The sequence below is a fragment of the Blastococcus haudaquaticus genome (assembly GCF_900230285.1).
In the GTDB taxonomy this organism is placed as follows: domain Bacteria; phylum Actinomycetota; class Actinomycetes; order Mycobacteriales; family Geodermatophilaceae; genus Blastococcus_B; species Blastococcus_B haudaquaticus.
Map to the genome: position 1 here is coordinate 387,513 of NZ_OCNK01000002.1, position 19,709 is coordinate 407,221.

The following is a 19,709-nucleotide window of genomic DNA, read 5'->3' on the forward strand; positions in this document are numbered from 1 at the left end:
GAAGTCGACGTCGGTGTAGGCCCGGATGCAGGGGGAACTCATCGCGCCGCGATACATGTGGTGACGGCGCCGCACTCCGGCGCAGACGCAGTCACGGTGATGACCCCGACCCCGGTCGGTCGGACGACGGCCAGCGCGCGACCGTCGAACGTCGTGTGGACGTCGTCCAGGTAGGACTCCTCGGTCGCCGGGGCGGCACTGCCGAACCCCTGGAGGACGCCGGGGCCCTCGACGGTGACCGTCACCTCGCGGTCCACCCCGAGGGCGACGACGCCGGCGCCGTCCTGCAGCGTGAGCGCGACGTGGGCGAGGTCGGTGTCGTCGGCCCGGACCACGTCGCGGTCGGCCACCGCAGCCAACCCGATCGGACCCGCGGCCGACCGCAGCGTGGAGCGCCCGGTCTCCTCCCCCGCGGTGCGGGCCACCGCCGTGAGCTCACCAGGTGCGTAGACCACCTCGAACTCGGCGCGGAAGCGGTTCGCCTCCCCCGCCTTCGCCGTGCCGAGCGACGCTCCGTCCAGGAGCAGCTCCACCTCGTCGGCGTCGCTGTACACCTCGACCGTCACCGGCTTGCCCTCGGCGCCGGCCCAGCTCCAGCTGCCGACCGTGTCGCTCCACGCCCACGGCGTCGCCGCCAGCTCGCGACCGGACCGCTCGGGCCGCAGGACGGCGAGATAGGGATCGGTGCGCAGACCGAAGACGATCTCCCGGTAGTACGAGGCCGGCCGCCGGTGCCCGGTGATGTCGATGTCGCCGACGTGCGCGAGCAGCCACGGGTAGGGACCGTTGAGCCCGCCCCCGGCCGGCTCGTCGGCGAACGAGACCCGGCCGATGCCGACCTCGCCGAGGTAGTCCCAACCGGTCCAGGTGAAGTCGCCGATCACGTGCGGGTTGTCGAGGACGAGCCGCCACAGCCGATCGATCCTGTTCGCGAAGGTCTCCGACCCCACGATCACCCGACGGGGGAAGAGCTCCCGGTCGAGTGCGTACCGGGCCTCCATGTAGTTCATACCGGCCGCGTCGAGCACGTCGTAGGCCTCGGCGGTCCGGGCGGCGACCAACTCGGAGGCGGAGAGCTCGTCCATGAACGCACCCATGTCGCTGAGCATCGTGTTGATGCCGGCCTGTTCCTCGGCCGCCTGGTTCTCGGAAGAGGTCGCCTCGCCGATGACGGCCAGCATGGCGTTGATCCCGTTGGTGACGAACCGGGTGCCGTCGAGCGAGCGCACCTTCTCGGCCAGCCGCCGCGACCAGACGGCACCGTGCGGCTTGGCGACCTCCGGGATCTCGTTGCCGATCGAGTAGAAGACGACGCTCGGGTGGTTGACGTCCTTGGCCACCATCGCCTCGACCTCGCGCTCCCACCACTCCGGGAAGTCCAGTGCGGCGTCGAAGTCGGACTTGCTCTCGGTCCACACGTCGGTGAGCTCGTCCATGACGAGGACGCCGTTCCGGTCGCACGCGTCGAGCATGGCCCGGCTCATCGGGTTGTGCGCGTTGCGCAGGGCGTTGAAGCCGGCCGCCTTGAGCAGCTCGACGCGGCGTTCGTCGGCCCGGCCGATCGTGGCCGCTCCGAGGACGCCGTTGTCGGAGTGCACGCAGGCCCCGCGGAGCGTGACCGGCTCGCCGTTGATCCGCAGGCCACGCTCCGGGTCCAGCGAGAGGGTCCGGATCCCGAACGAGGCGGTCTCCAGGTCCATCTCGGCGTCGCCCTCCCGGAGGACGACGGATGCCGTGTACAGCGAGGGAGAGTCCGGACCCCAGAGCGCCGGGTCGCGGATCAGCAACCGCTGTCGCACGATCGCCGGCTCCCCCGGGAGGACGGTCACCGGGGACACGGCGGAGGCGACGACCGCGCCGTTCCCGTCCCGCACCTGGGTGTCCAGCTCGAGCGTCGCCAGCCCCCGGCCGTCGTGCTCGACGGTGGTCGCGACCTCCACGACGGCGAACTGGTCGTCGACGTCCACCGCGGTGACGCGGACGCCGTCGAGGGCGATGTGCACCAGCCCCGACACGACGAGGTGCACCGGGCGGTGGATGCCGGCGCCGGAGTACCAGCGGGAGTCGCGGTGGGTGCGGCAGACGACGCGGATCTCGTTCGCGGCGCCGTACCGCAGGTGGTCGTCGAGGTCGACGGTGAACCCGGTGTACCCCGCCGCCCGGTGGCCGGCGAGGCTGCCGTTCACGTACACCATGGCGGTGCGGTAGACGCCCTCGAACTCCAGGAGCACCCGCCGGTCGCGGTACTCCTCCGGCGCGTCGAGGACCGCCCGGTACTCGTGCACCCCGCCCGGGACGTAGCCGGTACCGGCGCCCTGGGAGGAGTCCCGCGCCGAACCGAGTGCGGCGTCGTGCGGAAGGGTGACCTGCTGCCACGGTGCCGCAGCCCCGTGCATCTCGGCGAAGAAGTTGGCGTGCGGCCTGGTCTCCCAGCCGCGGTTGAACGGGATGCGTCGCATGGCTGTCCAATCGCTGTGGAGCGGTACGAGGGGGCAGCACGCGACGGATGGCGTCCTGGCTGGAGCGCCCCATGCTCACGCGCGGCCCGTCCGGCCGGCCATCCGCCGTCCGCTGGATGGCCCTCGGGACCCACGCACCCGACATCCTCGGTGACGGTCGTCGCCTCCGACGACCGCCGTCCCATTGACCGGCAGCCGATCAGCCGCGGCACCCCACCGGTGCCCTCGGCGACCTGGGATGCCGGTGGATGGCAGGGGGTCTGTGGCCCGACGGGGACCCGAGGCAGGCTGCAGACATGGCGGAGCGGCTGACAGGGAAGACGGCACTGGTCACCGGGGCTGCCGCGGGCATCGGACGGGCAGTGGCCGACCGGTTCGTCGCCGAGGGAGCGCGGGTCGCCTACGCCGACCGCGACGCCGCGGGCGCCGAGGCGGCCGCTGCGACATCCGGCGGGCGGGCGGTGCCGATGGACGTCACCGACGAGGACAGCGTCGCCGGCGGTTTCGCCGCGCTGGCCGCGGACGGCTGGGTCCCCGACGTCGTCGTCGTCAACGCCGGCGTCCAGTTGTTCGGGCAGGACGCCGAGGTCGCCGACCTGGACCTCGACGTCTGGCGGCGCACCCACGAGGTCAACCTGACCGGCGCGTTCCTGACCATCAAGCACGCCGTGCGGGGGATGCTGACCGTCGGCGGTGGCTCCATCGTCCTGACCGGCAGCCCGACCGCGATCCGCGGCGAGGGCGCGGAGTTCACCGCCTATGCCTCGTCGAAGGCCGGGATGCACGGGCTCGGCCGCACGGTCGCCGCCGCCTACGCCCGCCGGGGCATCCGGGTGAACACCGTCGTCCCGCCCTACACCGGGACGGGCCTGGTCAGCACCATCACCGGCGACCCCGAGGCGCGGGCCGCCATCGTCGGCCGGATCCCCATGGGCCGCGCCGGCACGACGGGGGACCTCGAGGGAGTCATGGTGTACCTGGCCGGCGACGAGTCGGCGTTCGCCACCGGCGACGTTCGCCGTCGACGGCGGCATGACCACGCTCTGAGCCGGGCCGCTCCGGCTCAGTCGGTGCGGCGCTGGTGCAACCTCAGCCGGGCGAGCAGGTCGGCGAACAGCAGCCGGACGTCGACGTCGGTGTAGACGCGCCGGGTCGGCGGGCCGCTCCACGTGCTCGACGCGTCGTCCAGCGCAGTGACCAGGACGGGCGGGCTGTCGCCCAGCGGCCACACCTCGCCGAGCTGCACGAAGTCGGGCAGCGGCAGTTCGAGGAAGCGCTGCCAGAGCCACGCCCCGACCCGGCCGGCGCCGCCGATGTCGTGCTCCAGCTCGGCGACCGAGTACGAGCACCGTCGGTAGGTCTCCAGCGGGAACTGCCGGACGGCGAGCTCGGCCCGACCCAGCACCTCGTCGGCCGCCTGCGGGTCGGTGTCCCGGTTGTACTCCTGCGCGTCGGCGCCCAGCGCCCCGCCGATCCAGACCAGGGTCAGCCGCTCGGCGATGTCCGGCGCCTGCCGGAGCGCCTGGGCGACGTTGGTCAGGGGTCCGGCGCAGACCAGGAAGAGCGGGAGCGGGTCGTCCCGCCGGGCCTCGGCGACGATGGCGTCCGCAGCGGCCGACGAGGTGTCGCCCCCACCGATCGGCACGTCGCACCCGGCGGCGACGACCGGCCGGTGGGTGCCGACCAGGTCGATCAGCTCTTGGGCGAGCGCGGTTCCTGCGGCCGCGGTGCCCGCGGGCGACCCGAAGACCGGGCTGTTCTGCGAGCCGGTCACCGCGACCACCCGGTTGGCAGGGCTGAGCAGGTGGTGCGCCAGAGCGACCAGGCCGTCCGGGTCACCGGCCCAGTCGTTGTCGACGACGACACGGCACCGTTCGGCGATGCGCAGGGACACGTTCTCCTCCAGTGGTCAGACGGCCGGCACGACGGCGGGCTCGTCGCTGCCGGTGTAGCGGAACGAGCGGACGACGATCGCGCCGGACGAGCACCAGACGCCGAGCAGCCGGCCGGTCATGCCGCCCGCCACCTCGGTCGACACGTAGCGACCGTCCAGCCGGCCGAGCTCGGTGAACCCGCCGTCGCCGCCTACGAGGCCGGCCACGAGCTGGTCGGGCCCCAGGGCCGTCGAGGAGAAGTGGCCCTCGTCCGGGACCGCCCGGATCTCCAGGACGACGTCGCCGGTCGCGACGGTCGTCTCCCCCAGCACCTGCCGCAGCACCCCGACGTGGGCGACGGCCCGGACGCGGTCGCCGTCCACCTCCAGGTCGAGGTGGTGCCGGGCGTCCATGCGGACGGAGAGCCCGCCGACGCCCTCGGACGCGTCCACGACCGCCCGGGCACGCGCGACGAGGTGCTCCTGCCGGCGTCCCGCGAAGAAGAGCTCGTCCGATGCGGGGTCGGGGTCGGCCGCTGACACCCGCCAGCCGGCGTCGCTCCGGGTGAGCAGTTCCTCCGGGAAGCGACGCGGTGACACCCACGAGTCCGGGAGCGCCGGGCCGTCGAGCTCCTCGACCTCGACGGCGTCCGTCGTGGGAACCAGCCACGCGCCGATGCGCGGCCAGCCGTCCTCCCACGTCACCTCGGCGGCGAAGGTCTCGCGGCCCAGGACGTGGAACTGGGGGCTGGCCCCGCGCGGGCGGACGCCGTGGAAGACGATCGCCCAGCTGCCGTCGGGCCGCTGCACCAGGTCGGAGTGCCCGGTGTTCTGCACCGGCGACTCGATGCCGCGGTGGGTCAGCAGCGGGTTGTGCGGGCACGGCTCGAACGGCCCGGACGGCGATGTCCCGCGCGCAATGGTCACCGCGTGCCCGCGCTCCGTGCCGCCCTCGGCGATCAGCAGGTACCAGTACTCCCCGATCCGGTAGAGGTGCGGGCCCTCCGGGAACCGGCCACCGGTCCCCTGCCACACGTGCCGGCGCTCGGTGAGCGCGGCGCCCGTCTCCAGATCCACTGCCTGCTGCACGAGCCCGGCCGGCCCGCCCGCGCCGAAGCCTGCGTAGGTGACCAGCAGGGTGCCGTCGTCGTCCCAGGCCAGGTCGGGGTCGATGCCCCGGACCTCGGTCAGCCGGACCGGCTCCGACCAGGGGCCGAGCGGGTCCTCGGCGTGCACGAGGACCTGCCACCCGCCGTCGGCGAGGTTGGTGGTGATCATCCAGAACCGGCCGTCGTGGAAGCGGATCGTCGGCGCGGTGATGCCGCCCGAGCCGGGCGCCGCCGAGACGTCCAACTGCGACGGCCGGGCGAGCACGTGCCCGGCCTGCTGCCACGTGACGAGGTCGGTCGACCGGAACAGCGGCACCCCGGGCGCGTACTCGAAGCTCGACACCACCATCCAGTACGTGTTCCCCACCCGGACCACGCTCGGGTCCGGATGGAACCCGGGGACGACGGGACGCGGCGGCACCGTCACTGGTGGTCGTCCGGGTCGAAGAAGAGCGCGGGCTTCTCCACGGGCACCGGCTCGGCGATCGTGGCCGCGAACGAGTGCCGGCCGGACCCGACCTCGACGGCGTCGCTGCCGTCGGGGAGCACGACCTGTGCCGTCGTGTTCGGCGGCACGGTGACCTCCAGGGCGAACTGCGTGCCGGCGGTCAGCGTCCAGGAGACCTCCGCCGTTCCGTAGGGCGTCTCGTGGGTCGCCGCCGCCGAGCTGAGCCCAGGTCCCGGGCGCGGGGCGATCAGCAGCCGCCGATACCCCGGCGCCGCGGGCGCGAGCCCCGCCACCGTGCGGTGCAGCCAGTCGGCCACCGCGCCGAAGGCGTAGTGGTTGAACGACGTCATGTCGCCGGGGTTGATCGAGCCGTCCGGGAGCATGGAGTCCCAGCGCTCCCAGATGGTCGTGGCACCCATCGTCACCGGATAGAGCCACGACGGGTTCTCCCGCTGCAGCAGCAGCTCGTACGCGGTCGGCAGCTCGCCGGCGTCGGTCAGCGCGTCGGTGACCAGCGGCGTCCCGAGGAAGCCGCTGGCGATGTGGAAGCCGTCCTTGAGAACCTGCTCGGCCAGCAGCCGGCCGGCGTGCTCCCGCTGCTCGGGCGTCAGCAGGTCGAACTCCAGCGCCAGCGCGTACGCCGTCTGGGAGGGGAAGGCGACCCGGCCGTTCGGGGTCACGTACTCGGCGCGGAACCGCGCGGCTGCGCGTTCTGCCAGGTCGGCGAAGCGGCTGCCGTCCCGGCCGAGCACCTCCGCCGCCTGCGCCATCGTGCGAGCCGTCCGCGCCAGGTAGGCCGTCGCCACGCACTGCCACGGCGTCCGGGCAGCGGCCGGGTTGTCGGGCGGCGCGGCGGTGTCCAGCCAGTCGCCGAAGGAGAAGCCGCCCTCCGGGAAGTCGAGGTCGGCTCCCGCCCGGCCCGCGAAGGCGTCGACCCAGGCGGTCATCGACGTCCATTGGTCGGCCAGCAGCCCGGCGTCGCCGCTGCGCTGGTAGAGCACCCACGGCACGACGACGGCGGCATCGCCCCAGCCGACGTCCGGCTGCTGCGGGAACGGCAGGAGCTCGACGAACGGCACGTACATCGGCACCACGCCGCCGTGGTCCTTCATCTGCTCGACGGCGAGGTCGGCCAGCCAGGACCGCAGCATGCCGGCGGTGTCGTAGAGGAACGACGCGGTGGGCGCGAAGACCTGCAGGTCGCCGGTCCAGCCCAGCCGTTCGTCGCGCTGCGGGCAGTCGGTCGGCACGTCGAGGAAGTTGCCGCGCATCCCCCACACGACGTTCTCGTGCAGCCGGGTGACGTCGGGGTCCGAGCACTCGAACGTGCCCGTCCGGCGCAGATCGGTGTGCACGACGACCGCCTCCAGTGCCTCGGCGGTCACCTCGCCCGGCCAGCCGGAGACCTCGGCGTAGCGGAACCCGTGGAAGGTGAACCGCGGCTCCCAGGTCCGGGGGCCCGTGCCGTCGAGGACGATCACGTCGGTCGCGTCGGCCGCGCGCAGCGGGCGGGTGCCCAGCTCACCGTGCTCGAGCACCTCGGCGTGCCGGACGGTGATCTCCGTCCCCGCCGGGGCGTCGGGCAGTGCGAAACGGAGCCGGCCGACGAGGTTCTGCCCGAAGTCCACCAACGTGGCGCCGGACGGCGACGTGCTGATCTCCCGCACGGGCACCGTCTGGGTGCGCCGCGCCGGGGGGCCCGTGGGCGCGACCAGCTGCGCCGCGTCGAACGCGCCGCGCTCGACCGGCGCCCAGCCGCTGTCGTCGAACGACGCCTGCGACCAGCCGGGGAGCTCGCGCCGGAAGTCGACGGTCTCGCCCTTGTAGAGGCCGGCCCGGGTCAGCGGGCCGTCGGTGGTGGCGCGCCAGTCGTCGTCGGTGGCGACGACGGTGCGGCTGCCGTCGGGGTGCTCCACCTCGAGCTGCAGGAAGACGCCGGTGCGGTCGCCGTAGATGCCGCGCTTGCCGGTGAACCCGAGGTAGCCGCGGTACCAGCCGTCGGCCAGCTGCACTCCGATCGCGTTGGCGCCTTCCCTCACCAGGTCGGTGACGTCGTACGACTGGTAGCGCAGCCGGTGGGAGTAGCTGGTCCAGCCCGGCGCCAGCACCTGGTCGCCGACGACCGAGCCGTTGAGCTCCGCCTCGTAGACGCCATGCGCGGTGGCGTACAGCCGGGCCCGGGCGACCGGCTTGCCCAGCACGAACTCGCGGCGCAGCAGGGCGACCGGCTCGTCGGCGTCGGCGGTCAGGAACGGCTGCACCAGCGCGGCGGTCCAGTCGCCGGGCTCGAGCAGACCGGCCTCGACGACGACGTCCTCGCTCCAGGCCGACGGCTCGGGGGCGAGAGTGTCTCCGGAATGGCCCCACACCCGGACCCGGACGATGCGGCGCTCGCGGCTGGTCAGCGGCGGCGCGCCCCACGGGACGAGCACCGACTCGGCGGAGTCGATCCGCCCGGATGACCACGCCGACCCGTCGAGCGGTTCGATCTCCAGCTCGTAACCCGCCTGGTGCCAGTCCGGCAGGTCGGTCCGGGTCACCCAGGACAGCCGTGGCGTGGGATCCCCGATGCCGAGGGGCTCGCGGTGGTGCTCGACGGTCACGGGCAGGACGGTCAGGTCGCTCATCGCAGCTTCTCCACGAGGTAGTCGACGGACAGGTGCACGACGCCGTCGACGTCGTCGTGCCCGTCGAAGATGTGCTGGGCGCCCTCGATCGGGACCAGCCGGCTCTCGACCCCGACGGCGGTCAGGGCGGCGTGCAGCTGCTCGCTCTGCGCGTAGGGCACCAGCCAGTCGGCCGTGCCGTGCACGAGCAGGAAGGGCGGCGAGTCGGCCCGGACGTGGTGCACCGGGCTGGCGTCGAGGAGCGCGTCTCCGCTCAGCCCGCGCAGCAACTGGTCCTCCGGCGGGGTGTGCAGCTCCGGCGGCAGCATCGCCGCCACCTGCGGGGGCGGGGCCTTCCGCGGCATGGTCGCCATGTCCGACAGCCCGTACCAGTCCACGACCACGTCGACCGCGCTGGACGGGCCGACGACGCCGTGCGAGCCCTCGAGGTCGTCGCGGGAGCCGGTCAGGCCGAGCAGCGCGACGAGGTGCCCACCGGCGGACTCGCCCCAGGCACCGATCCGGTCGGTGGAGACGCCCAGCTCATCGGCGTGCGCGCGCAGGTAGCGGACGGCGGCCTTGAGGTCGTGCAGCTGCGCGGGGAAGGGCGCCTCGAGGGCGTGCCGGTAGTCGACGGTGGCGACGGCGAGCCCGGCCTCCAGCAGCGCGTCGAAGACCTGGTCGGGCCGCAGCGTCTCCGGCAGGTACCGCCGGTCACCCATCATGAACGCGCCGCCGTGCACCCAGACCACCAGCGGGGCGGGGGCGTCGGTCGCGGGCACCCACACGTCCAGCTGCAGCGGCCGGTACCCGAACGCCACTGCGTAGGTCAGGCCGCTCCAGTGCCGGACGCCGTCGTCCCGCCGCGTCGGCTCGTGCGGGGGCAGGAACCGGGCAGGCCCGGCCCACTCGGTCGTGTCGGCGGTCATCGACGGTCCTCCAGGGTGCTCGTGTAGGTGTGCTCGCCGGGTCCCGCGCCGTCCACCGATCCGTCGGGCAGGACGATCTCCGCCGACGTGCCGGCCGGGACGACGACGCGGAGCGAGAAGGCGTCGCCGTCGATCCGCCACGCGGACTCGATGCGGCCGTAGGGCGAGTCGTGCGCCGCCTCGGCCGAGGTCAGCCCGCCACCCGGACGGGGCCGTACCCGGAACCGGCGGTAGGCGGGCTCCATCAGCTCGATGCCCGCGGTGTAGAGGTGCAGGAAGGAGATCACCGCGCCCTTGGAGTAGTGGTTGAGCGACTCGTACGGGACGCCGTCGGCGGAGACCCCGTTCCACCGCTCCCACACCGTCGTGGCGCCGCGGTCGACCATCACCAGCCACGAGGGCTCGCTGTCCTGCATCAGCAGCTCGTACGCGACGTCGAGATGGCCGGTCTCCGCGAGGACGGGCAGCAGGTAGGGCGTGGCGAGGAAGCCGGTCCCCAGGTGGGTGTCGGCCTTCCGGATGAGCTCGACCAGCCGCTCGGCCACGGCCGGACGCAACTCCGCCGGGACGAGGTCGAACGCCAGCGCGCGGACGTGGTTCGCCTGGGTGTCGGGCGTCAGCCGCCCGTCGGCGTCCAGGTACTCCGCCTCCCAGGCCTGCCGGGCACGGACAGCGAGCTCGGCGTACCGCGCAGCCTCCTCGTCGCGGCCCAGCAGCTCGCCGATGCGGGCCATCAGGCCGGCGCTGTGGACGAAGTACGCGGTGGCGACGTCGCCCTTGTCCGCCGCCACCCATGCCGGGAAGTCGGCGATCTGCTCGCCGGGCTCCAGCCACTCGCCCCAGTGGAAGCCGGTGTCCACCAGGTACTGCTCGTGCGGCGCGGGTTCCGGCCGGGACGCGGCCCGGTCGGGGTGCCGTCGGTTGTGCGCCTTCCGTTCCGTCCGCTCCAGCCAGCGGACCATGGTCGGCCACAGCTCGTCGAGCACCTGCTCGTCGCCGTACGCGCGATAGATCTCCCACGGGACGATGACCGCGGCGTCCCCCCAGCCGGCGGACCCGTTCAGAAACGCGAGCGGGCTCTGCCGGCCCTCGCCCCGGGTGCTCGGGCTCAGATTGGCGACGGTGCCGTCCGGCCACTGGTCCAGAGCGACGTCGCGCAGCCACTTGGTCGAGAAGCCGGCGACGTCGTACAGGAACGCGGCGGTCGGCACGTACAGCTGCCAGTCACCGGTCCAGGGCCCGCGCTCGCGGTGCGGGCAGTCGGTGGGGACATCGCAGGCGTTGCCGCGGAGGCTCCACACCGCCGCCTCGTGGAAGCGGTTCACCCGCTCGTCGCTGCAGGTGAAAGCGCCGGTCCGCCGCATGTCGGTGTGCACGACGACGCCCCGGACGTCGTCGACGGTGAGGTCGCCCGGATGACCCTCGATGCGGACGTACTGGAAGCCGTGCGTCGTCCGCCGGGGCTCGAAGACGTCGCCGTCGACCCCCGCCGACACGACGGCGTCGACCTGACCGGCCGGCAGCGGTTCCGGCAGGAACGGCACGGCGGGCCGCAGGTGGTCGGTCGTCACGTCGCCGTCGGGACCGAGCCACTCGCCGTGGGTGAGCGTCAACGTCGTGCCGGCGGGGCCGAGGTCCGTGAGCCGGAGCCAGCCGTTGATGTTCTGCCCGAGGTCCACGATCTGCCGGCCGTCGTCGAGGCGCGTCACCGATCGCGGCACGATCTCCGCCACCCGTCGCACCGGAGGCGCGGCCGAGTCGACCAGGCCGGCGTAACCGTGCTCGACGACGGCCACGTCGTCCCAGCCGGTGTCGTCGAATCCCGGCAGCTCCCAGCCCCGCGGCAGGCGTGTCAGGTCGACCCGCTCCCCGGCGATCAGGTCCGCGGCCACCACGTGACCCAGGCCGCTCCGCCACCCGGATCCCGTCCCGACGACGGTCTCGGTGCCGTCGTCGTGGGTCACGTGCAGCTGGGCCAGCAGCGCGAGCCGGTCCCCCCATTGGTCGGCCGCGCGGGTGATGCCGGTCTGCCCGCGGAACCAGCCGTCGGCCAGGACAACGGCCAGGGCGTTGCGACCGGGCTGCACGGACGCGGTGACGTCGACCGTCTGCACCTGCAACCGGGCGTCGTACTGCGTCCAGCCGGGGGTGAGCTCCGCGTCCCCGACGCGACCGCCATTCAGGAAGGCCTCGTAGAGGCCCTGCGCGGTGGCGTGCAGCCGGGCGGAGGCGACGGGCCGGTCGACGTCGAACTCCAGGCGGAGCAGCGCAGCCGGCCGGTACCCCTTCGGGCCGTCGGGCATCGTCCCGGGCTCGATCCAGGAGGACTGCCAGTCCTCCTCCCACAGCAGGCCCGTCTCGAAGCAGGCCGGCGCGGACACCGGGCTCTCCCCCAGGTCCGTGCGCACCGCGACCTGCCACTCGACCCGCTGGGCGGAGGTCAGCGGCGGACCGGCGTACGGCAGGAGCAGGTGCCGGCCGTCGGCCGCCCAGCCGGAGTCCCAGCCGTTGTCGGCGGTGAGCCGGTAGGCCACCTGCTCGCGCGCGCCGTCCGGCAGCCGCCACGAGAGCCGCGGCGTCGTCGTCCGGATGCCGATCGCGTCGTCCAGGTGCTCGACCCGCAGGCCGCGCGGTGCCGTCATCGAGCCGGGACGCGCTCGGCGTGGTGGCAGGCGGCGAGGGTCGCGTCGAGCCGCCGCAGCGGCGGCCGCTGCTCCACGCACACGTCGGTCGACAGCGGGCATCGTGGCACGAAGGGACACCCGGTGGCGGACGCCTGCGCGGTGCCGGCCGTCCCCATGCCGAGCGCCTCCCGGGCGGCGCGGCGGGCGGCCTGCTCCGCCGGGCGCGGCACGGGGGCCGCCGAGGTGAGCGCGACGGTGTACGGGTGCCGCGGAGCCAGCGCGACGGCGTCGACCGGACCGGTCTCCATGACCTGCCCGCGGTAGAGCACGACCGTCCGCTGGGACAGGAAGCGCACGACACCGAGGTCGTGGGCGATGAACAGGAAGGCCAGGCCACGCTGGTCGCGCAGGTCGGCCAGCAGGTTGAGCACCTGTGCCTGGGTGGAGAGGTCGAGCGCGGAGACCGGCTCGTCGAGGACGACGACCTTCGGGTCGCAGACCAGGGCGCGGGCGATGGCGATGCGCTGGCGCTGACCGCCCGAGAACTGGGCCGGATACCGGTCGACGGCGTCGCCGGGGAGGCCGACGGACTCCAGGCCGGACCGCGCCTTGGCCAGCGCCTCCCGGCCGGTCACCCCCATGAGGCGGAGCGGCTCGACCAGCGTCTTCCCGATCGTGCGCGCCGGGTTGAGCGAGGAGTACGGGTCCTGGAAGACCACCCGCAGGTCCGCGACCTGGCGGCTGCGCTGCTTCAGCGGCATGTGCGTGATGTCCTGGCCGTGCAGCCGCACCGTCCCCGCCGTCGGCGGCTGCAGGCCGAGGACCGCCTTGCCGATCGTCGACTTGCCGGACCCGGACTCGCCGACGAGACCGAGAGTCTCGCCCGGCATGATGTCGAAGCTCACGCCGTCGATGGCCGGGGGCGCCTGACGCGCCTTGCGACCGCGGCCGTACCGGACCACGAGGTCGCGGATCTCGAGGGCGGGCGCCGGGCCCGTCCCGAGAGCCACCGGGGTGGCGGGAGCGGGCGCGGTCATCGGATTCCTCCAGCGGTCGCGGCGGGCTCGGTAGCGATCGGCTCGGCGGTCAGACCGGCACCGGGCGCCACCTCGGCCCCGATGTCGTCGGCCTCCCACGTGGCGCCGGCCCGGGCGATCTCGTCGACGCGGACGCACAGCACCGATCCGGCTCCGTGCGCCGGCAGCGCCGGGAACGGCACGGTGCACTTCTCCTGGACGAACTGGCAGCGGCCGGCGAACCGGCAGCCGGTCGGCCACGAGCCGGGCGGCGGCACTGTCCCGGGGATGGAGGCGAGTCGCTCCGGCACCGGCTCGCCGTCGGGCACGTGCGGGTTCGCACCGAGGAGGGCCATCGTGTACGGGTGTGCCGGCTCGTCCAGCACGGCGACGGCGGAACCGTCCTCCACGACCGCGCCGGCGTACATGACGGCCACGTCGTCGCAGATGTCGGCGACGACGCCGAGGTCGTGGCTGACGATGACCACCGAGAGGCCGGTGTCCCGGACCAGGGCGCGCAGGAGACTGAGGATCTCCGCCTGCACCGTGACGTCGAGGGCGGTGGTCGGCTCGTCGGCGATCAGCAGCTTCGGCTCGCCGGTCAGCGCGAGGGCGATGGCCACGCGCTGTGCCATGCCGCCCGAGAGCTCGTGCGGGTAGGACTTCAGGACCCGCTCGGCGTCGACGATGCCCACCTGTCGGAGCAGCTCGGCGGCGATCGTCCGGGCCTCGGCCTTGCCGGCCCCTCGGATGCGGCGCAGCGGCTGGACGAGCTGGTAGGCGATGGAGAACATCGGGTCCAGCGCCACCATGGGCTCCTGGGAGATCATCGCGATCTCCCGGCCACGGATCGCCGTGAGTTCCTTGTCCGGGAGGGCGACCAGCTCGCGCCCCTGCCACAGGATCGACCCGCCGGACACCGACACCCCGTCGGGAAGCAGCCCCATCAGCGAGCGCGCGGTCATCGTCTTGCCGCAGCCGGACTCCCCCACGAGGCCGAGGACGCGCCCGGGCCGCAGCGTGAAGGAGACGCCGGTGACCAACGCCGGGCCGTCGTCCACCGAGACGTCGAGATCGCGGACCTCGAGGATGGCGGCCGGATCAGCCGGCGCGGCGTCCCCCCTCGCGGCGGCGATCGCCCTGGCCAGGGGCCGCTTCCGGCGGGTCGGCGTGCGCGCGATCGAGGCCTTGCCGGCGATGGCGTCGGCGAGCTCGTTGGCGGCGACCACGGTGAGCGCCAGGACCAGTCCGGTGGGCACCAGCAGCCACGGCGCGTTGAACACGTAGGAGGACGCGTCCTGGATCATGAAGCCCCAACTGGGGGCGGGCTCGGCCGGCCCGAAGCCGAGGAAGGCCAGGCCCGCGACGATCAGCAGGCCGATGCCGTAGAGCTGCGCGGCTTGGACGGCCACGACGGTCGCCATCGACGGCAGCACGTGGACGAGGTTGACCCGCAGCGACCCGAGTCCGTTGACGCGTGCGGCGTCGACGTAGAGGCGCTGCCGCACCGACTGCGCGACGCCCAGCATCACGCGGTACACCGCGGCGGAGATCAGCACGCCGAGGATCGCCATGATGATGAAGGTGCGGACGCCGATCACGCCGATGACCGCGAGCAGCAGGATGGTGGCCGGCAGCGCGAGGAAGACCTCGGTCACCCTGCTGATCACCCGTTCCACGCGACGGCCGCGCTCGGCGGCGATCAGGGCGAGCGGCAGGCCGATGCCGAAGGCGACGAGCACGGTGACCGCAGCGGCCAGCAGCGGCTCGGCGCCGGCGCTGAAGATCCGGCTGAGGAGGTCGCGGCCCAGTGGGTCGGTGCCCAGCAGGTGCGCGCCCGACGGGAGGGCCAGCCGGTTCGCGAGATCCTGCTCGGCGACCTCGTAGGGCCGCCACAGCGAGGCGGTGAGCGAGGCGGCCAGCATGAAGACCAGCCAGACCGCGCCGAACAGGCCACCGGGGCGACGCAGGAAGTACGGCAGGCCGCGGCGACGCTGCGCCGGCGGGACGGGCTCGGTCGCCACGTCGTCCGCAGCGTCCAACGGCAGAACGCTCATGCTGTCCGCACCTTCGGGTCGAGCGCCGCGACCAGGAGGTCCAGCAGCAGGTTCGTGATGACGACGACGACGGTGGCGACCACGACCACGCCGATCAGGGCCGGGATGTCGCTCGAGGCAGCGGCGAACTGACCGGCCTGCCCGAGGCCGGGAAGGGCGAAGAGGTTCTCGATGATCACCGAGCCGCCGAACAGCGCGATGAACTGGATGCCGAGCACCGACACGACGGGCAGGCTGGCGAAGCGCAGAGCGTGCACGTAGCGGATCCGCCACTCCGGCGTGCCCATGGCCCGCAGGGTCCGGATGTGCTCCTGGGCCAGGGCCTCGCGCATGCCGGCGTTCGCCGTCCGCGCGATGATCGCGGCCCCGCCCACGGTGAGGGTCAGGACGGGGATCGCCAGGCTGGTGGCCCAGCCGGCCGGGTCGGTGGCGAACTCGACGTAGCCGGTCGCCGGGAACAGCCCGGTCTGGATCGCCAGGACGTAGACGAGCAGCACGCCGACCCAGAACGCCGGCAGCGACAGCGCCACCCCGCTGCCGGTCATGAGGAAGCGGCTCACCCGGCCACCGCGGACGGCTGCGGTGACGCCGATGCATACGCCCACGACCCCCGAGAGGAGGGTCGCGAAGAGGGCGATGGAGGCGGTGACCGGCACCCGGTCGGCCAGGTCGGCGCCGATCGAGCGGCCGTCGATGAGCGACGTCCCCAGGTCCCCCCGGACCAGGTCCCCGAGGTAGTCGAAGAACTGGACGACCAGCGGGCGGTTCCAGCCCAGCACCTCGTTCTCCGCGGCGATCTGCGCCTCGGTGGCACCGGGGCCGAGACGCACGGCCCCGGGCGTGGAGTCACTGATGTGCACCAGCAGGAAGCTGATCACCACCGCGGCCAGAACTGTGCCGACCGCCATGGCCAGCCGCCGTGCGACGTAGCCGAGCATCTCGTTGTCCTTCGTCGTCGTCGTCGTCGTGCGGGGGCCGGGCGGGAGTGCTGGGAGCCGGTGACCGCGGACTGCGCCGCGGCCACCGGCCGTCGATCAGCTGGCGGGCTGGATCTCGGAGAGGACGAGGTAGTTGTTCGTCCCGGCGTAGGCCGGCTCGGCCACCTTCTCGGCGTTGTAGCCGGTGTAGGTGAAGTCCTCGTAGACCGGGATGTACCAGCCGTTGCTGGTGATCGCGGCGTTGAGGTCGGTCAGGGCCTGCCCCTGCGCGTCACCGGTCGCACCGAGCGCGGCACCGAGGGAGGCGTCGATCTCGGGCTCCTTGGCGCCCTGCATGTTCATGAAGCCGCCGTAGACCACACCGGCGATGAAACCGGCCGGGTTCGCGCCGACCGCGAAGGGACCGAAGATCACCGGGTCGGTGCGCACCGCTGCGAAGACCTGGTCCGTGGACGTCGCCGTCACGAAGTTCATGGTGATGCCCACCTCGGCCAGCTGGCTCTGGATGGCGACCGCGTCCTCGTCCGGCTGGCCGAGCACGGTGTAGTTGAACTCGAAGCCGTCGGCGAGTCCCGCCTCCGCGAGCAGCTGCTTGGCCTTCTCGGGGTCGTAGCCGAACTCCTCGTCGAGCGCCTCGTCGAATCCCGCGGCGGACTCGGGGAACAGCTGCGTGGTCGCGCGGGCACCCGGGTGCAGGTCCTCGACGATGGCTTCGCGGTCGATGGCGTAGCTGATGGCCAGCCGTGCCTGCTCGCTGGCGAACGCGGGGTTGTTGGCGCCCGTCTTGTCGATCACCGGGAAGCCGACGATGGTCCCGCCCGCGCTCACGATGTTCTGGCGCGACTCGACCAGCTCGATCGTGGACGGGTCGAGGATCGTGGCGACGTCCGCCTGGCCGGACACGACCGCGTTGGCCAGGGCCTGCGGGTCGGTGATGACGTTGAAGACGATGGTGTCGAAGGCCCACTCGTCGGCGTTCCACGCCTCGTCGTTCTTGTCCAACGTGTACGTGCTGGCGCGGGTGGTCTCACCCTCGTTGAGCGTGTAGGCGCCCGAGCCGTCCGGGGTCGTCTCGAGGGAGTCGGGGTCGGCGATCGCGTCGGGACCGACGATGATCCCGGCGGTGTCGACCAGGTTCTTGTCCGGCGAGGCCTGCGGCGTCGCCCAGGTGATCACGACCGTCTTCGGGTCGGGCGCCTGGACGTCGGTGATCTCGCTGGCCCCGCCGGGCGCGAGCGCGCCGTAGGCCTCCAGCATCTCGTCGGTACGGCGGTCGAGGTTCGCCTTGACCAGCTCGGCGGTCAGCTCGGAGCCGTCGGCGAAGCTCACGCCGTCGCGCAGGGTCAGCGTGGTCTGCGTGTTCTCCGCGTTGTTCTCGAAGCTCTCGGCCAGGCTCGGCTCGATTGAGCCGTCCGCGGCCGTGACGAACAGGGCGTCGTAGAGCGCCGCGAAGAAGGTGAACTGACCGGACGAGTACAGCAGCGGGTCGTAGCCGGTGGGCGCGGCGTCGGCGTCGTAGGCGAACGTCAGGGTGTCGCTGGCGCCCTGGCTGCCACCGCCGCCACCGCTGTCGCCGCCACCGCACGCCGCCAGGGCCGCCATGGACGCAGCAGCGACCAGCGCGGGCCCGGTCCGGGACGTGAATCGATTCATGGTGCTGGGCTCCTTCGCCTCGAAACAACGGAGGGTCGTGTTCGGCCGATCCGTCGGCCCGGCCGTAGCGTCCGCTCGGCTTGGCGGCAACGATGGGCGCGGGCCGGATGAGACGTCAGGCACAATGCCGCTCAATGGAAAACAACTGTGGCGCGCGCCTCACCGTGAACGGCAGGTGATCAGAACGTGACCGACATGTCTGCCGAGCCCACCCGGGTACGCGGCCGCCGCCCGCCGCAGGGCGATCCGGTGGTCGATCGGGCGTTCGCGCTGCTGGCCGCCTTCGACGCAGGCCACCGGTCGCTGACCCTCGGCGAACTGAGCCGGCGGAGCGGCATCCCCACCAGCTCGACCCTGCGGTTGGCGGGGCGGCTCATGGCGTGGGGAGCACTCGAGCGGGGGGCCGACGGCCGCTTCACGATCGGGCTCCGGCTCTGGGAGGTCGCCTCGCTCGCTCCCCGCGGCCAGGGGCTCAAGCAGGTGGCGCTCCCGTTCATGGGTGACCTCGAGGAGGTGACCCGGCAGCACGTGCTGCTGGCGGTGCGCGAAGGCACCGAGGCGCTGCTGGTCGAGCGACTGTCCGCCCACCAGGCCATGGACGTGCTCTATCGCGTGGGAGGTCGCCTCCCGCTGCACTCGACCGGTGTCGGGCTCGTCCTGCTCGCCTTCGCGGAGTCCTCGTTCCAGGAGTCCGTCCTGGTCCAGCCCCTGACGCACATGCCGGAGAACACACCCGTCTCCCCAGCAGCCCTGCGCCGCACCCTCGCCGAGATCCGCCGCGACGGACTGGCGACCTTCCGGCGTCGGGCGCCGCAGCCACTCGTCAGCGTCGCCGCCCCCATCTTCGCCGCCGACGAACGGGTCGTCGCGGCCCTGTCCGTCGTCGTGCCCCAGGAGCACGCCGAGCCGCGGTTGCTCGGCCCGGCCGTCCGCACCGCCGCCCGCGCCATCTCCCGTGGCCTCGGTGCCCGACGGGCCATCGGGGCGCCGCCCGCCTGACCTGCGTGCCGCTCATTGGCAGGGGCCTGTGACCTGCGGCACCGGGCACCCAGTCTTCCCCCGTGCCGATCCATCCCGCCGTCGCGTCGAAGTTCCACCTGCTGGAGGGCATCGAGTCCTTCGAGGCCGGTCTGTCGGATCCCGTCACCCGCGCCCGGATGGAGGAGTTCATGTCCATGACCGACGCGCCCGCACCGCCCGCCGTGGACATCCGCGCGGACACCGCACCGGGACCGCGCGGCCCCGTCCCCGTCCGCACCTACGGCGGCGCCGACGGACATCGGCCCTGCCTGGTGTGGCTGCACGGCGGTGCGTTCCGCATGGGCGACCTGGACATGCCCGAGGCCGACCGGACCGCCCGCGAGGTGGCCACGCGCGCCGACGCCGTCGTCGTCAGCGTCGACTACCGGCTGTGCGTCGGTGGGGTGACCTACCCCGTGCCGCACGACGACGCGGTGGCCGCCGTCCGCTGGGTACGCGACAACGCGGCCGCCCTCGGCGTCGATCCGCAGCGCATCTCGCTCGGCGGCGCGAGCGCCGGAGGCAACCTCGCCGCCGGAGCCGCGCTCAAGCTGCGACTGGGCGCCAGCCGCCCTGCTGCTCGCCTACACGACGCTGCACGCCGTGGTGCCGCCACCGTCGCCCTCCCTGGCGCCGCTACTCGACGACGTCCCGCTGCTGCTCCGCTTCCTGCCCGAGAACCGACGGTCCATCACGGAGAACTACCTCGGCGGGCCGGCCAGCCGGGCCGACGGCTACGCCATGCCGGGCGGGGCGGTCCTCGAAAGCCTGTGCCCGGTACTGCTGCTCAACTCCGAGTACGACGACCTTCGCGCCTCGGCCGAGGTGTTCGCGGGCCAGCTCGCCGTCGCGGGCGTCGACGTCCGGCAGGTGCTCGTGCCGGGCATGCTGCACGCTTCCTGAACCTGCACGCGGGCATCGAGCCGGTCGACCGCGCGCTGGCCCTGATGGCACAGGCGGTGACCGGCGACCGGGTC

At 73.2% G+C, this 19,709-nt stretch carries 13 protein-coding genes and 1 pseudogene; 4 read left to right on the forward strand and 10 right to left on the reverse strand.

What is annotated here, in order from left to right; translation table 11 throughout:
• Positions 1-38: 38 nt before the first annotated feature.
• Complete coding sequence (locus CRP30_RS08470; protein WP_097183509.1) at positions 39-2,459, reverse strand: glycoside hydrolase family 2 TIM barrel-domain containing protein; 2,421 nt, start codon at positions 2,457-2,459, stop codon at positions 39-41.
• Positions 2,460-2,755: 296 nt separating this feature from the next.
• Between CRP30_RS08470 and CRP30_RS08475 the strand changes: the two genes are divergently transcribed.
• Positions 2,756-3,601 (forward strand): SDR family NAD(P)-dependent oxidoreductase, encoded by an 846-nt coding sequence (locus CRP30_RS08475; RefSeq protein WP_200814626.1) that lies wholly within the window; start codon positions 2,756-2,758, stop codon positions 3,599-3,601.
• Here the strand turns inward: CRP30_RS08475 and CRP30_RS08480 are convergent.
• The 9 genes from CRP30_RS08480 to CRP30_RS08520 all read right to left on the reverse strand — a co-directional run bounded on the left by CRP30_RS08480 (position 3,523) and on the right by CRP30_RS08520 (position 17,712).
• Positions 3,523-4,353 carry a nucleoside hydrolase gene (locus CRP30_RS08480; protein ID WP_097183510.1) on the reverse strand — a complete coding sequence of 277 codons (831 nt, stop codon included), beginning with the start codon at positions 4,351-4,353 and terminating at the stop codon, positions 3,523-3,525. The two genes, CRP30_RS08475 and CRP30_RS08480, sit on opposite strands and share 79 nt — an antisense overlap.
• A 15-nt stretch (positions 4,354-4,368) precedes the next feature.
• The gene (locus CRP30_RS08485; RefSeq protein ID WP_369406760.1) at positions 4,369-5,868 is read right to left on the reverse strand and encodes a glycoside hydrolase family 43 protein; all 1,500 of its coding nucleotides are present in this window, start codon (positions 5,866-5,868) and stop codon (positions 4,369-4,371) included.
• Positions 5,865-8,516, reverse strand: a complete 2,652-nt coding sequence (locus tag CRP30_RS08490) for a glycoside hydrolase family 78 protein (protein WP_097183511.1) — start codon at positions 8,514-8,516, stop codon at positions 5,865-5,867. The genes CRP30_RS08485 and CRP30_RS08490 overlap by 4 nt, the downstream gene beginning before the upstream one ends.
• Positions 8,513-9,424 carry an alpha/beta hydrolase gene (locus CRP30_RS08495; protein ID WP_097183512.1) on the reverse strand — a complete coding sequence of 304 codons (912 nt, stop codon included), beginning with the start codon at positions 9,422-9,424 and terminating at the stop codon, positions 8,513-8,515. The genes CRP30_RS08490 and CRP30_RS08495 overlap by 4 nt, the downstream gene beginning before the upstream one ends.
• Positions 9,421-12,066, reverse strand: coding sequence for a family 78 glycoside hydrolase catalytic domain (locus tag CRP30_RS08500; protein ID WP_097183513.1), 2,646 nt, complete (start codon positions 12,064-12,066; stop codon positions 9,421-9,423). The genes CRP30_RS08495 and CRP30_RS08500 overlap by 4 nt, the downstream gene beginning before the upstream one ends.
• Entirely contained in the window at positions 12,063-13,085 is a 1,023-nt protein-coding gene (locus CRP30_RS08505) for an oligopeptide/dipeptide ABC transporter ATP-binding protein (protein WP_097183514.1), read from the reverse strand. The genes CRP30_RS08500 and CRP30_RS08505 overlap by 4 nt, the downstream gene beginning before the upstream one ends.
• Positions 13,082-15,121, reverse strand: a complete 2,040-nt coding sequence (locus CRP30_RS08510; RefSeq protein ID WP_097183515.1) for a dipeptide/oligopeptide/nickel ABC transporter permease/ATP-binding protein — start codon at positions 15,119-15,121, stop codon at positions 13,082-13,084. Before CRP30_RS08510 ends, CRP30_RS08505 begins: the two co-directional genes overlap by 4 nt.
• The gene (locus CRP30_RS08515; RefSeq protein ID WP_097183516.1) at positions 15,118-16,059 is read right to left on the reverse strand and encodes an ABC transporter permease; all 942 of its coding nucleotides are present in this window, start codon (positions 16,057-16,059) and stop codon (positions 15,118-15,120) included. Before CRP30_RS08515 ends, CRP30_RS08510 begins: the two co-directional genes overlap by 4 nt.
• A gap of 96 nt (positions 16,060-16,155) precedes the next feature.
• On the reverse strand, positions 16,156-17,712 hold the full coding sequence (locus CRP30_RS08520; RefSeq protein ID WP_097183517.1) for an ABC transporter substrate-binding protein: 1,557 nt from the start codon (positions 17,710-17,712) through the stop codon (positions 16,156-16,158).
• Between the two features lie 195 nt (positions 17,713-17,907).
• On the opposite strand from CRP30_RS08520, the gene CRP30_RS08525 reads away from it, so the two are divergent.
• The 3 genes and pseudogenes from CRP30_RS08525 (at position 17,908) to CRP30_RS23220 (ending at position 19,635) form a co-directional block, all read left to right on the forward strand.
• Entirely contained in the window at positions 17,908-18,711 is an 804-nt protein-coding gene (locus CRP30_RS08525) for an IclR family transcriptional regulator (RefSeq protein ID WP_235003331.1), read from the forward strand.
• Between the two features lie 176 nt (positions 18,712-18,887).
• A pseudogene (locus tag CRP30_RS23420) lies at positions 18,888-19,280 on the forward strand (alpha/beta hydrolase); the annotation flags it as partial.
• 55 nt (positions 19,281-19,335) lie between these two features.
• Entirely contained in the window at positions 19,336-19,635 is a 300-nt protein-coding gene (locus CRP30_RS23220; RefSeq protein WP_255407334.1) for an alpha/beta hydrolase fold domain-containing protein, read from the forward strand.
• Positions 19,636-19,709: the final 74 nt, after the last annotated feature.